The sequence below is a fragment of the Nitrobacter sp. 62-23 genome (genome assembly GCF_001897285.1).
Taxonomy (GTDB): Bacteria; Pseudomonadota; Alphaproteobacteria; order Rhizobiales; family Xanthobacteraceae; genus Nitrobacter.
In genome coordinates, this window is the sequence record NZ_MKSM01000009.1 from 1 (window position 1) to 13,137 (window position 13,137).

Consider the following 13,137-nt stretch of genomic DNA (forward strand, 5'->3'; position numbering starts at 1 on the left):
CCTTCTTCACCTTCTTGCTCATGAAAATCCTGTGGGATGACGTGAATTCGGCGGGACTATAGGCGGAACCGGACCTCGTGCAAGGTCCCTTGGACGCTTCAGACCGGCTTCTCCGGCGCAGGCACCGGGCCGACGTCGCGGCCTCGCCACCGCTGCCGCATCCGATAGCCGGGCCAGGCGAAGCGCGTCAGCGCGGCATCGATCTCGGCGTCGCTTTTGCGCGTCGACGGCCAGCGATAGATGTAGCCATGGACGAGCCAGATCACCAGAAACGCCACCAGACCGGCCGTCGCCACGTCGGTGAAAAAATGGCCGCCGAACGCCATCCGCAGCACGCTGGTGACGACGCCGAACGCGACCGCGCCCGCATAGGCCAGCGGCCGCCACACCGGCGGCGTCAGCGCGGCCGGCGCCAGGGTCCAGAACGCGGTCGCGCCCTCGCCGGAGAAGAACGAACAATTCCGGCCGCACTCGCCGCGCGGGTCCCACCATGCCATGAATTTCCAGGGCCCGTTGAACTCCGTCACCATCACCGGACGGGGACGTCCCCAATGGCTTTTGAACGTCAGGTTGGTCAGGATTCCCGCGCTGAGCAGCATGGTGATCAACAGGAACGCCACGGTCCGGCCCGACATCAGCAGCGGGCGATCCGGGCGGAACATCTTCACGGCCAGCGCGACGATCGCAGGCAGCGCGAAAGCCCACGCCACCCACATCGCGGCGTTGCGCGCAAACGAGGCCAGCGCGTCGGACTTGAGCGGAAAGGTCTTGGTCGCGGGATCGTAGAACAGCGCGGCGAGACGCAGATCATATTCGGGATGAATCCCGAACACGATCCCGATTACGAGCGCAAGCCCGAGCGCAACGATCAATCCGGCGCGGTTCATGACGCGCGGTTTAGAGCATGATCCCGAAAAGTGGACAACCGGTTTTCGGATAAGATCACGCTCAATCAAAAGGATAAGGCTGGAGTCTGATTCAATGCAGTTGAACCAGACTCCAGCCGACCGCAGCAGGCATGAAAAGCCCGCACGACCTCAAGTCAGCGGCGGATCGGGAGGCCGGGGGACGCGTGGCTCGCGCCACGCGCCGGCATTGCGGCCTGCGATCAACCAATAGGTGAAGCCCGCCATGACCCCGGCGCCGGTCATGATTTCGAGGTGGCGGCGCACGATACCTTCGAAATGCAGGGTCGCCGGGTCGAATGGAATCAGGCCGAGATAGCAGGCGGCGCCGCAGATCGCGCCGCCGGCGGCGTAGGCCAATATGCCGCGGATATAAAACGCTTCGGTAATGAGAACCAGGATCATCGCCGGCACCAGAGCGAAGCCGCTGACGAAGATGAAGCCGAAACCGAGCACGATGTTGAGCGTATCGGGATCGGGCGGCTCGATGCCGAGGTCAGTGAACTCGGGATAAAGCAGTGCAAGCACAACGATCATTCCGGCCACGAAGCAGGCGGCAAGGAATCCGAACAGGATAACGAACAGCCGGCCGATCAGGGACATGACCATGCTTGCCTGATGTCGCCGCCGTTCTTCGAGGCTCGTCGAGAGGGTGTGTCTCGCTGAAACAAACGGGAATCTGAGCCGTCATCGCCCGCCAACGGGTCCGGCTTCGCCGGCCCGATGACAGGCTCGGCGGACGATCCAGTCTTCGAAGCTAATGCAATGAACCCGGGCACCAGCCGAGGATACAGGATACTTCGCTTTCGCGGACGATGACCGCTTACGTGTTGCTGTCCGGTCAAATGACACACGCCTCAATCCGTCATCGCCATGGCGCGAAGCGCCTGACGCTCGCGGGCCGACAGTTTCTCAGTCTCGGATTTCAACTGCCCGCAGGCGGCCAGGATATCGCGGCCGCGCGGCGTGCGAACCGGCGAGGAATACCCGGCGTTGAAAATGTATTCGGAAAACTTCTCGATCTGATCCCAGTCCGAGCATTCATAGTGCGTGCCGGGCCACGGATTGAAGGGAATCAGGTTGATCTTGGCGTGGATTCCCTTGAGCAGCTTCACCAGCCGTTTGGCGTCGTCGAGCGAGTCGTTGACGCCCTTCAGCATCACATATTCGAACGTGATCCGCTTGGCGTTGGAGGCCGCCGGATAATCGCGGCACGCCTGCATCAACTCCGCGATCGGATATTTGCGGTTCAGCGGAACGAGTTCGTTGCGCAATTCGTCGCGGACCGCATGCAGCGAGATCGCCAGCATGACGCCGATCTCCTCGCCGGTGCGGACGATGTTCGGCACGACGCCGGACGTCGACAGCGTGATACGGCGCTTCGAGATGCCGATGCCTTCGTTGTCGGCGACGATCAAAAGCGCGTCGCGCACGGCGTCGAAATTGTAGAGCGGTTCGCCCATCCCCATCATCACGATATTGGTGACGAGGCGATGGGTCTTCTCCTCTCCCGGAGGCGAGGACGCCGAAGGCCAGTCGTTCAGCCGGTCACGCGCGACCATGACCTGGCCGACGATCTCACCTGCCGTGAGATTGCGCACCAGACGCTGGGTGCCGGTGTGGCAAAAGGAACAGTTCAACGTACAACCGACCTGCGAGGAGACGCACAGCGTGCCGCGATCGGTCTCGGGAATATAGACGCATTCGACCTCATGCGGCTTCTCGAGATTATTGCCGCTCGGCAATCGCAGCAGCCATTTGCGGGTTCCGTCGTTGGAAATCTGCTCGGCGACGACTTCGGGGCGATCGACCGTGACGTGTTTTTCCAGTTCGGCGCGCATATCCTTCGAGACACTGGTCATCTCGCCGAACGTCCTCGCACCGCGGACATACATCCAGTGCCAGAGTTGCTGTGCCCGCATCCGGCGCTGCGCCGGCGCAACGCCGATGGCGGCGAGGTGGTCGGATATCTGCGCGCGCGACAGGCCGATCAGCGACGGCTTCGCCGGCGGCACATAGGTTTCAAGCGGGGTTTTTTCCAGTGGAACGTCACCGGCCGACGTGCCGCTTGCGTGCGGCACGCCGGCGATGGCGGCGGCCTCAGTCGGGCCGGTGCTCGAGTTGCGGGGCGCTTCGCTCATGCCGCATGACATAAGCCTTTCGCGCCTCCCTGAAAAGCCGGCAAATACTTCAGGCCTCTAGCGCCTGCAGTCCTGCGCGACCTTGTCCAGCGCCTGGGTCAGGCCCTTCAATGAAAAGATGTCGACGGTTTGCGTCCCCTTGGACGACACGCCCTTGACGGTCGCATCGGCGGACTTGCGCATCGCATCGATCAGCCGGCCTTCCTCGGCGGCGTTCTTGATCCAGATGCCGTCGCCCTGGGTATACATCTCGAAGCTCGTGCCGCCGACTTCGAGCGTGGCTTCCGAACCCGGCTTGAGCGGATATCCCATCGTGACCGACACTTCATTCACAACTTTTTCCGCCGGCCGTGTCGAGATGAAAGCATAGGCCGGATCGCGCGGCCGATTCGGCGGATTGGTTTTCGAAGACGACGGCTTGGCGAGAGCGAAGCAGACCTTCTTGCCGTTCGGTGATGCGGTATAGGCGCCCCACGCGCCGAACTGTCCGAGCAGCGTCGGCTCTGAACCGCCGGCTGTCGGAGCGCCGAACGCGGGAGCAAGGCCGATGCCGCCTGCCAGCAGGCTTCCGACCAGAACCGTCAGCAATTGCCGCATAGACATCATCAAATCTCGTCCTTCATCATTGTGACTGGAAGATGGCTTGATGCGCGCGGGTCACGCATCATTCGGGAATAGCTGGAAACGCCTGATTTGTGAAGGCGGCTTCATCGTCGCGGCTTGCGTCACGATTCGCAAGCGAGCAGCGCGGATCCGACTTCGCTGGACATGCACAGGCGTTCGCGCGAAATATTGCGCGCGTTCAAGAATTCACGATTGCGAACTCAACCGCGGCAGCGGAAATCACCGGTGCGAACGAAAGTGCGATGGTTGCAGTCAGCGACGCATGATGAGGTCATGCGATCATGACGGCGCGGAGAGAGCCCCGCGGCTTCACGACCACGCCCAACCGGTCACGCGTGGAGTACTCAGGCCACTCCATTTCCTATTCCGCGCTTCAACGCCGCGCGCGCAGCCTCGCGATGCTCCGGCGTGATGTGGGCAGCGACGATCCTGATCGCCGTCGCAAGCACCGCGGCATCGTCGGTGAAGCCAAGCACCGGCAGCACGTCGGGAACAAAGTCGAACGGCAGGATGAAATAGGCGATGGCGCCGAGCAGCGATGCTTGCACGTGGCGCGGCGTCTGCTTGTCGAAAGCGCAGTAGTAGGCGGCCAGCAGATCTTCCGCGAACGGTACGTTGGCAATGACGCGCTTCAGCTTGCTCCAGAACCGCCGGCGCACGCTGTCGCGATCCCGCGCCAGCCGCTCGGCCGGCTCAAATCCCACGCTGTGTTCAAATGCCATCGTCAAGGGTCCTGGACTATCACGGGTCGCGGATCCTCGAAATCCGCCTTCCCAACATGTGGGAGTTCAGTTTCCCCGCCGCAACGCCGGTATCGGCCTTTCAAGGCTCGCCGAACTGCCTCGCGATCGCATCCATCGCTTCCGCGAGCCTGATATCGCGCGCAGTTACGCCACCGGCGTCATGGGTCGCGAGCACGACCTCCACCGTCTTGTAGACGTTGCGCCATTCCGGATGGTGATCGTTCTTTTCGGCGACAAGCGCAACGCGCGTCATGAAACCGAACGCCTCGTTGAAGTTCCGGAATGTGAAGGTGCGGGCGATAGCATCGCGGCCCGGAACCTCCGACCAGCCTGACAACGCCTCGACCGCGGCCTTTCGCGCGTCCCCCGACAGCCGTTCCGCCATGTCATCCATCTCCTTCCGACGATCCGGTGCAACAACTGCCGGTCCGAGGCTTTTCCGTCAATCATGACGAAAACCTAGCTCAGCTGCCCCCGGAAGGTCGCTGGCATGCGAGCGCAACCATATTGGCGAGCATGACATCCGGTTCCATGTGGCTGTCTACCAGACAGGCCGCCAATAGTTCCGCTGGAGCCAAGCCTCTGTCCCGGCGTTTGGCGCGACGCACAGGTTTGGGCTTGTCCTGGTCCTGCCGGCCGACGTATGCGGTCGCGAGCATTTCAGCCATGAGCACACACGGGGCGCTACCGGTGTTCTTCCGCCGTCGACCCGCAAACAGCGCTGACGGCGGGGTCGGAAATATTGCTTTTGGGCCGGATCGGGTATATAAGAGACATAAGAGATATATCTTATCGAAGGACCCTGTAAGCCGTTCTGCTGCCCGGCGCGCCCGACATAATCCCCGGCGAAGTTCCAGCAAAAGCGCGCGGAGTTTTCACGGGGAATGCTCACAGGGAACAGGTTAGACCGGGGGCTTGTCAATGAGCCCGACGATGGTATTCGCAAGATCGTCGATGCATCATGCGAGGTTCGGCGCCGACGCCAGCCTCGCGCCCGTTCCTGATTTCGCGGAGTCTTCGAGATGACCTTTGTCGTCACCGAAAATTGCATCAAGTGCAAATACATGGATTGTGTGGAGGTATGTCCGGTCGACTGCTTCTACGAAGGCGACAATATGCTGGTCATCAATCCGGACGAGTGCATCGACTGCGGCGTCTGCGAACCGGAATGTCCAGCGGAAGCCATCAAGCCCGACTCCGAGCCGGGCCTTGAAAACTGGCTCAAGCTAAACGCCGAATATTCTTCGGTCTGGCCGAACATCACCATCAAGCGCGATGCCCCCGCCGACGCGAAAACTTTCGACGGCGTCACCGGCAAACTGGAGCAGTATTTCTCGGCCAATCCCGGGCAAGGCGATTGAGCGAGACCAACGGTCGCGACGTCAGCTCTGGGTCTCGCTGAGTTTGGATCGAATCGATCCAAAATCATGAACGTGATCGATAGCGTTACTTTAAGAAGCGGGACACTTTCCCTCATTCGCTCCAGGACTCGCATCACCGGAGCGGCGACGTAACTACATCCGGGCAAAGAGGCAATGACGCGGCTTGCGGCTGAAAATATCAAAATGAAGCGAGCCTATGACTCTCCTGCGGCTGGCGACGGCACGCGGATCCTGGTTGACCGCTTGTGGCCCCGAGGCCTTCGCAAGGAGGACGCCGCCATCGACCATTGGCTGAAAGACATCGCGCCCAGTACCGACCTGCGCAAGTGGTTTGCTCATGATCCCGCGCGCTGGCAGGCGTTTCGACAGCGATACACGGATGAGATTCACCAACACCCGGAACAGCTCGACGAACTGCGCGCATGCGCCCGGTCGGGCCGGATAACGCTCGTCTTTGCAGCCCATGACGAAGCGCATAACAATGCAGTCGTCCTGAGGGAGGTCCTTCTGGGCCGCGTCGGCAGTGGGCCTGCCTCTGCCTAGAATTTTGGCGCTTCTGACGGAAATCAGAAGCGAGACTCTATAATTTTGTTTTGGCGCGTTTCTCACGCGAGCCGGATTCCATCCTCGGGTCAGGCCCGAGGACATGCTTCGTCCAACAACGCCATGGAGCGTGACGCCAATCATCATGATTTGGAGCATGATCCCGAACAGTGGAAACGGGCGGAAAAGATCAAGCTCAATCAAAAAGATAAGCGACGACAAGTCTGATTCAACGCAGTTGAAACAGACTCTAGCCCGTCGATCCGCGCAGTCCCCGCTCGACGATGCGGGCCAGCCGCCTCGAAAACTCGAGCGCGTCACTGGGACGATCACCGTCAAGAACGCGCGCGTCATCGAGCAGCATCCGCGCCGTGTCCTCCTTGAACGCGCGATCGCTGTCCCCGAGCGCTGCCAGCGACGCAATCAGCGGATGCCTCGGGTTCACCTCGAGAACCGGCTTGGATGCGCCGGTGAGCTGTCCGACGCCGACAAGAATCTTTTCCAGTTGCCGGTCGGGCCCGGACTCGGCTGCAACGAGACAGACGGGACTGTCGGTGAGGCGCTCGGACGATCGCACATCGGAAACCAGGTCCGAGAGAGTCGTCTTGAGAAAGGAGAGGAACTCCGTGACTCCAGCGCTGATCTCCTGCGAAGGCTCGGCATTCGCGTCCGCGTGCGGGATCGCGGCGAGATCGGCCGCGCCCTGCGTCACGGATTTGAACGGCTTGCCCTCGAAGCTCGGTCCGGACGTGACCCAGAAGCTGTCGACCGGGTCGGACAGCAGCAGAACCTCCACGCCGCGGGCACGGAAACCTTCCAGATGGGGAGATGCCTCGAGACGCACGGCGTCGTGGCCCGCGAGATAGTAAATCGACGTCTGATTTTCCTTCATGGCGCCGACGTAGTCCTTGAGACTTCGCAGCGAGCCCGCCGTGGTCCTGAAACGGCAAAGTCCGAGGATGACATCGCGCCGGTCGTAGGCGTCGTAGATGCCCTCCTTGAACATCAGACCAAAGGTCTCCCAGATCTTTCCGTAAGCGGCCGGGTCTTTTTCGGCGAGTTTCTCAAGCTCGGTCAGGATGCGGCCGGTGATACTCTTCTTGATCGCCGCCAGAATCGGGCTTTCCTGAATCATTTCGCGCGAGATATTGAGCGGAAGATCAGATGAGTCGACGACGCCGCGCACGAACCTGAGATAGCGGGGCAGCAGATCGGCGTCGTCGGTAATAAAGACGCGCCTCACGTAAAGCTTGATCGGCCCCTTGCGCTCGGTCTCGAACAGATCGAAAGGCCGGGTTTGCGGCACGAACAGCAGCGCGGTGAATTCCTGCCGCCCTTCGGCGCGGAAATGCACGGTCAGCGCCGGCTCGTCGAATTGGCCCGCCACGCTGCGGTAGAAATCGGCGTATTCCGAGGCGCTGATCTCGCCGCGCGGCTTGGTCCATAACGCCGCGCCATCTGCGATTTCTGTCGGGGCGGCTCCGGGTTTTTCGACAAGCACGATCGGAACAGGCACATGGCCCGATTGATCCCTGACAATCTGTTCGAGCTTGGGCCGGTCGGCATAACCCTTGGCCTCGTCCGTCAGATGAAGCGTCACGCGGGTGCCTCGCGCAGGCGCTTCGCTGACATCCACCGGCGTTACCGTGAACGTCCCCTTCCCGTCGGACGACCAGCGCCACGCCTCGCTTGCGCCGGCGCGCCGCGAGATCACGTCGACCCGATCCGCCACCATGAAGGCGGAGTAGAAGCCGACCCCGAACTGGCCGATCAGATTCACGCCCTCTCCTGCTTCGGCAGCCTTGGCATGGTCCATCTTGGCCTGCTGCTCGATGAAAGCCTTGGTGCCCGAGCGGGCGATCGTTCCGAGCGCATCGACCATCTCGTCGTGGCTCATGCCGATGCCGTTGTCCTCGACCGTCAATTGCCGTGCTTCGGCATCGATCGCGAGCGTGATCTGCGGCCTGGTGTCGTCCAGAAGCAAAGCGGGATTGCTGATCGCCTCGTAGCGCAGCCGCTCACAGGCGTCCGCGGCATTCGAAATCAATTCGCGCAAGAACACGTCCTTGTCGGAATAGACCGAATGCACCATCATCTGGAGCAGCTTGGCAACATCCGCTTCGAATACCCGGCTTTCGGCCGCGCCATCCCTGTCGATCGTCGAGGTCATCGTCTCCTCACCTTGAATATCCTGACGCAAGTTATTTGCGCTCGATGATATAGAAAATATGCCACCGGCATTCCAGTATGTCGGGGCCGTATTTTACCCCGATCCGCTGCCAAATGCCGTGCCAAATGCCGGCGTGACGCGTCCGCTCCGACTTTCCTCGCCGTGAAACCGCCCCCGGCAGCCAGCATCGGTCAGGATCGATGCGCGGCAACAACAACCGATCAGGCGACGCGCCACATTCCCCGTCTCTGGTCCAGATTCTGCGATGTCGCCTATCGATCCTCAATGCGCACCGGCATCCGCTCCCGGTCCGTTCGCGTCGGAGTCGAGCTTAGGCGGCGATATCGGAGAACAGCGACAGAACAGCGCAGGGCCAGTTTAGAACGAACCTAATTTCATCCTGTAGTAAAGCGATGTCGGCTTCGCTAAACAATTTGCGCTGATCTGAAAGGTGCCGTTCGCGCCTTCTCGATTTGCACGATCTGGCAGCAGTGACGATACGAATGGACAACCCGGATAGATTGACAGTCGACGGCGACGAGCTCTGGAAGCGGAAGAAGCGTCGCGCGTTCCTTATCAACCAGCTCTACCAATGGCATTGGATCAGCTCGGGTCTCTGTCTGATCGGGATGCTAATGTTCGCCTTGACGGGAATCACGCTGAACAATTCCGGACGGATCGAAGCCAAGCCGAGCGTTACGATGCACGAGGCGCAGCTTCCACCTGCCATGATCGCCGACCTGAAATCCGACCCCGCCGCCGCCAAGGCGCCGCTGCCGCCGGCAATCAGCGCGTGGTTACAGCGCGAAGTCGGCGTCAATACCGCCGGCCGCGACACCGAATGGTCGGCCGATGAGGTCTATGTCGCGCTGCCGCAGCCCGGCGGCGATGCCTGGCTTAGCGTCCAGCGCGACAGCGGCGCGGTGTCGTATGAGATTACCACGCGCGGCTGGATCGCCTATCTCAACGATCTGCACAAAGGCCGCCATACCGGCAAGGCGTGGAGCTGGTTCATCGACGTGTTCGCGATCGCCGCGACCATCTTCTGTGTCACAGGCCTCTTGCTGCTGCAGCTTCATTCCAAGCGGCGGCCGGCCACCTGGCCCGTCGTCGGCCTGGGCCTGATTATTCCGACACTGCTCGCCGTTCTTCTCATTCATGGATAGATAGAAGGTCAACTATGCGCCTCCTGATTTCTGCCGCACTCACCACCCTCGCCGCAGGTTCGTCGCTGGCGTCCGAAGCCACGATCAGCATCGATATTCCGCAGCTCAGTGTCGTCGAATATCACAAGCCCTACGTCGCCATGTGGGTCGAAAAGGCCGACGGCGGCAAGATCGCCAATCTTGCCGTATGGTACGACGTCAAGCACAAGGACAATGAGGGCACGAAGTGGCTCAAGGACCTGCGGCAGTGGTGGCGCCGCACCGGCCGCGAGCTGACGATGCCGGCCGATGGCCTGTCGAGCCCGACCCGCGCGCCCGGCACCCATCAGATCAAGTTCGATAGCGCGTCAAAACCTCTCGACGGGCTCACGCCCGGCAGCTACCAGCTCGTCATCGAAGCCGCGCGCGAAGTCGGCGGCCGCGAGCTTCTGAAAATCCCGTTCGAGTGGCCGCCGAAAGCCGCGGCGAACGGCGAGGCCAAGGGCGAACGCGAGCTTGGCTCGGTCTCATTGAAGCTGACCCCCTGATCTGCCGCCCACAAATACGCCGCGCATCGTCGCCCCTCAGCTTTCATGGATAAGGATTTCGCCATGACCAACCCTCTCAAGCTCGCCCTGATCGCAGCGACCGCTTCACTGCTGGCTCTGCCCGCGCAGGCACACCGCGGCTGGCTGCTGCCGTCGGCTACGGTATTGTCCGGATCGGACCTCTGGGTCACGGTGGACGCTGCCGTCTCCAATGACCTGTTCTACTTCGAGCATAATCCGTTGCAGCTCGACAACCTCGCGATCGAAGGCCCCGACGGCAAGGCCATCACGCCGGAGAACGTGGCAAAAAGCCATTTTCGCAGCTCCTTCGATTTCAAGCTGGCGCAGCCGGGAACCTACAAATTGACGGTGGCCAACCAGGGCCTGTTCGCCAGCTACAAGGTCGACGGTCAGAACAAGCGCTGGCGCGGCAAGCCCGAGGAACTCGCCTCGGCCATTCCTGCCAATGCGACCGATGTGAAGGTTACCGAAAGCCGCGGCCGCATCGAATCCTTCGTCACCTCGGGCAAGCCGTCGGACGCGACGCTGAAGCCGACAGGCGTCGGGCTTGAGATGATTCCTGTCACCCATCCGAACAATCTTGTCGCCGGCGAGAAGGCGACGTTCCGCCTGATGCTGGACGGGCAGCCTGCCAAAGGCGTCGCGGTCGAGATCGTCCCGGGCGGAATTCGCTACCGCGACGCGCTGAATGACACCAAGGCCACCGCCGACGATACCGGCACCTTCAGCGTCACCTGGCCGGCGCCCGGCTTCTACTGGATGAGCGCGTCGGTGCGCGACGACAAGAGCAAGATCAAGAACGCCCAGCGCCGCAGCAGCTACGCCGTCACGCTCGAAGTGCTGCCGCAGTAACGACGCCGATGAGAGCGTCAGTCGCCCGGCGCGTGGCGATCCCGGCAATGCCGGCGAGTCCGCCGGCCATTCCGGCGGGCGGGCGCATTCAGGACCTCAGCGGCGCGACCATGGGCACCACATGGTCGTGCCGATTCGTCGGCTCGTCCGCGAGCGCGCAAACGCTGCGCCGGACAATTCCCCTCGCGCTCGATCGCGTGATCGCGCAAATGAGCCCGTGGGAGCACCAATCCGACACCAGCCGGTTCAACCGGCTGCCGCTGGATCAATGGCAGGACCTGCCGCGCGAGCTCGGCCAGGTGATGGCGAGTGCGCTGCGCATCGCACACGAATCGGACGGCGCCTATGACCCGACCATGGGAGCGTTGATCGATCTCTGGGGCTTCGGCCCGAGCGGACCTCGCACAGCGCCGCCGCCGCAGGATGAGATCGCCCGACTCCATCGGGCTTGCGGATGGCGGCAACTCCAGTTCGACCCCAGCGGCCGCCGCCTGCGTCGCGACAATCGCGGGCCGGTCAATCTCTGCGGCATCGCCAAGGGCTTCGCCGTCGATCTGGTGGCGGAAACCCTGCTCGAGCTTGGCATTCATAACGCCCTGGTGGAAATCGGCGGCGAATTGCGGGGGCACGGGGTCAAGCCGGACGGCAGCCCATGGTGGGTCGAGATCGATCGGCCCGCTCAGACAGCGGCCGGTATCGCGGCCGAGCCGATGCTCGTCGCCTTGCACGATCTCGCGATCGCGACATCCGGCTGCGAACGCGGCTTCGCACACGGCGCGCGGCATTTCTCCCACACACTCGACCCACGAACCGGATGGCCGATCGCCAATAACATGGTCACCGCGACGGTCCTGCATCGCTCCTGCATGGAAGCGGATGCCTACGCGACTGCGCTGATGGTGCTGGGGCCGGACGCCGGAATCGATTTCGCCGTCAAGCACCAACTCGCGGCTCTCATTCGCTTTGCGGACCGCGACGACGGCAGCATCGCTGAACAAACCACGCCCGCCCTCGACGCCATGCTGGCCTAGTGGTCCGATTCTAACATTTGCATCCCGTTGCGGCAGGGCGTTCCTGCAAATGTTAGAATCAAAGGACCACTGGCAGCTATCAGGTTTCTGGTGGAGTTTTGAATTTGACATTCGCCTGACGGGTTTGCTGCAAAGTGGGTAGCGAATGTCAAATTCACTCCACTAGAGCCTTTCCGCCCGGATCGAATCAGAAGCAGGGCTCTATGATTTGACGCGGTTCTTCACGCGAACCGGTCTCCACTTCGCTCAGGCTGCGGACAGGCGAGCGTCGAGCTCAGGTCAATGCCCATTGCCGTAGCAGATTATGATACAGCGAGGTCAGCGACACCAAGGACGGGTGCTCTGGATGGTCGACGTTGAGGCGAATGATCGACATGTCCAGGTCGAACATCATCGCGCGTTTCGTGACCTCGGCGATCATGCTCTCGGTCCAGAAAAATGACGCGAGGCGCGAACCGCGGGTCACCTTGGTGACATGGTGAACGCTGGTGCCTGGATACACGATCATGTCGCCGGCCGGCAGCTTCACCGAATGCGAGCCGTAGGTATCCTCGATCACCAGCTCGCCGCCATCATACTCTTCCGGCGACGACAGGAACAAGGTCGAGGACACGTCGGTCCGCACGCGCCTTCCGGTGCCGGGAATGGTGCGAATCGCGTTGTCGACGTGGGAGCCGAAATTCATCTCTCCATCTGCGTCGTATCGATTGAACAGCGGCGGAAAGATCGTCTTCGGCAAGACCGCCGACATGAACAGCGGATTCCGGTTGAGCGCCGACAGCACCATGTCGCCGAGTTCGCGGGCTTCCGGCGTACCTTCGGGCAGTTGCAGGTTGCGCTTCACTTGGGCTGATTGATGCCCGGCGGTGATACGCCCATCCGCCCAGGCGGCCCGTTCCAACACCTCGCGGCAGCGTTTCACCTGCTCGGGAGAGAGGACATTCGGGATTCGAACCAGCACTGTAACATTCCTTCAGAAAAAAGCCGGCGCCTTGCGACGCCGGCTCCAATATCGTCAGTTTTACTGATCCA

The 13,137-nt window shown here is 61.7% G+C and carries 14 protein-coding genes; 6 read left to right on the top strand and 8 right to left on the bottom strand.

Going from position 1 to position 13,137, the window contains the following annotated elements:
* Window positions 1-98 precede the first annotated feature (98 nt).
* The 6 genes from BGO16_RS01315 to BGO16_RS01340 form a co-directional block, all read right to left on the bottom strand.
* Complete coding sequence (locus BGO16_RS01315) at window positions 99-887, bottom strand: phosphatase PAP2 family protein (RefSeq protein WP_292616492.1); 789 nt, start codon at window positions 885-887, stop codon at window positions 99-101.
* 150 nt (window positions 888-1,037) lie between these two features.
* Window positions 1,038-1,508, bottom strand: a complete 471-nt coding sequence (locus tag BGO16_RS01320) for a hypothetical protein (RefSeq protein WP_292616494.1) — start codon at window positions 1,506-1,508, stop codon at window positions 1,038-1,040.
* Between the two features lie 254 nt (window positions 1,509-1,762).
* Window positions 1,763-3,046 carry a 23S rRNA (adenine(2503)-C(2))-methyltransferase RlmN gene (gene rlmN, locus BGO16_RS01325; protein ID WP_292616496.1) on the bottom strand — a complete coding sequence of 428 codons (1,284 nt, stop codon included), beginning with the start codon at window positions 3,044-3,046 and terminating at the stop codon, window positions 1,763-1,765.
* A 57-nt stretch (window positions 3,047-3,103) separates the two neighbouring features.
* Window positions 3,104-3,652: an invasion associated locus B family protein gene (locus BGO16_RS01330; RefSeq protein WP_292616499.1), complete on the bottom strand. Its 549-nt coding sequence runs from the start codon at window positions 3,650-3,652 to the stop codon at window positions 3,104-3,106.
* Between the two features lie 362 nt (window positions 3,653-4,014).
* Window positions 4,015-4,392: a YkvA family protein gene (locus BGO16_RS01335; protein WP_292616501.1), complete on the bottom strand. Its 378-nt coding sequence runs from the start codon at window positions 4,390-4,392 to the stop codon at window positions 4,015-4,017.
* A gap of 100 nt (window positions 4,393-4,492) precedes the next feature.
* Window positions 4,493-4,807: a 4a-hydroxytetrahydrobiopterin dehydratase gene (locus BGO16_RS01340; protein ID WP_292616505.1), complete on the bottom strand. Its 315-nt coding sequence runs from the start codon at window positions 4,805-4,807 to the stop codon at window positions 4,493-4,495.
* 628 nt (window positions 4,808-5,435) lie between these two features.
* Between BGO16_RS01340 and fdxA the strand changes: the two genes are divergently transcribed.
* Window positions 5,436-5,774: a ferredoxin FdxA gene (gene fdxA / locus BGO16_RS01345; RefSeq protein WP_292611350.1), complete on the top strand. Its 339-nt coding sequence runs from the start codon at window positions 5,436-5,438 to the stop codon at window positions 5,772-5,774.
* 204 nt (window positions 5,775-5,978) lie between these two features.
* A complete protein-coding gene (locus BGO16_RS01350) occupies window positions 5,979-6,338 on the top strand; it encodes a DUF488 domain-containing protein (RefSeq protein ID WP_363091251.1) in 360 nt (119 codons plus the stop codon).
* Between the two features lie 250 nt (window positions 6,339-6,588).
* On the opposite strand, the gene htpG is transcribed toward BGO16_RS01350, so the two are convergent.
* The gene (gene htpG, locus BGO16_RS01355) at window positions 6,589-8,508 is read right to left on the bottom strand and encodes a molecular chaperone HtpG (protein ID WP_292616508.1); all 1,920 of its coding nucleotides are present in this window, start codon (window positions 8,506-8,508) and stop codon (window positions 6,589-6,591) included.
* A 503-nt stretch (window positions 8,509-9,011) separates the two neighbouring features.
* Here htpG and BGO16_RS01360 point away from each other — a divergent pair.
* From BGO16_RS01360 to BGO16_RS01375, 4 genes are all read left to right on the top strand, one after another.
* Window positions 9,012-9,674 carry a PepSY-associated TM helix domain-containing protein gene (locus BGO16_RS01360; RefSeq protein WP_292616511.1) on the top strand — a complete coding sequence of 221 codons (663 nt, stop codon included), beginning with the start codon at window positions 9,012-9,014 and terminating at the stop codon, window positions 9,672-9,674.
* A gap of 14 nt (window positions 9,675-9,688) precedes the next feature.
* Window positions 9,689-10,201 carry a DUF2271 domain-containing protein gene (locus BGO16_RS01365; protein ID WP_292616513.1) on the top strand — a complete coding sequence of 171 codons (513 nt, stop codon included), beginning with the start codon at window positions 9,689-9,691 and terminating at the stop codon, window positions 10,199-10,201.
* Between the two features lie 63 nt (window positions 10,202-10,264).
* Window positions 10,265-11,074 carry a DUF4198 domain-containing protein gene (locus BGO16_RS01370; RefSeq protein WP_292616516.1) on the top strand — a complete coding sequence of 270 codons (810 nt, stop codon included), beginning with the start codon at window positions 10,265-10,267 and terminating at the stop codon, window positions 11,072-11,074.
* 8 nt (window positions 11,075-11,082) lie between these two features.
* Window positions 11,083-12,105 (top strand): FAD:protein FMN transferase, encoded by a 1,023-nt coding sequence (locus BGO16_RS01375; RefSeq protein ID WP_292616519.1) that lies wholly within the window; start codon window positions 11,083-11,085, stop codon window positions 12,103-12,105.
* Between the two features lie 274 nt (window positions 12,106-12,379).
* Here BGO16_RS01375 and BGO16_RS01380 read toward each other — a convergent pair whose 3' ends face one another.
* Window positions 12,380-13,066 (bottom strand): Fe2+-dependent dioxygenase, encoded by a 687-nt coding sequence (locus tag BGO16_RS01380; protein ID WP_292616521.1) that lies wholly within the window; start codon window positions 13,064-13,066, stop codon window positions 12,380-12,382.
* Between the last annotated feature and the right edge of the window lie 71 nt (window positions 13,067-13,137).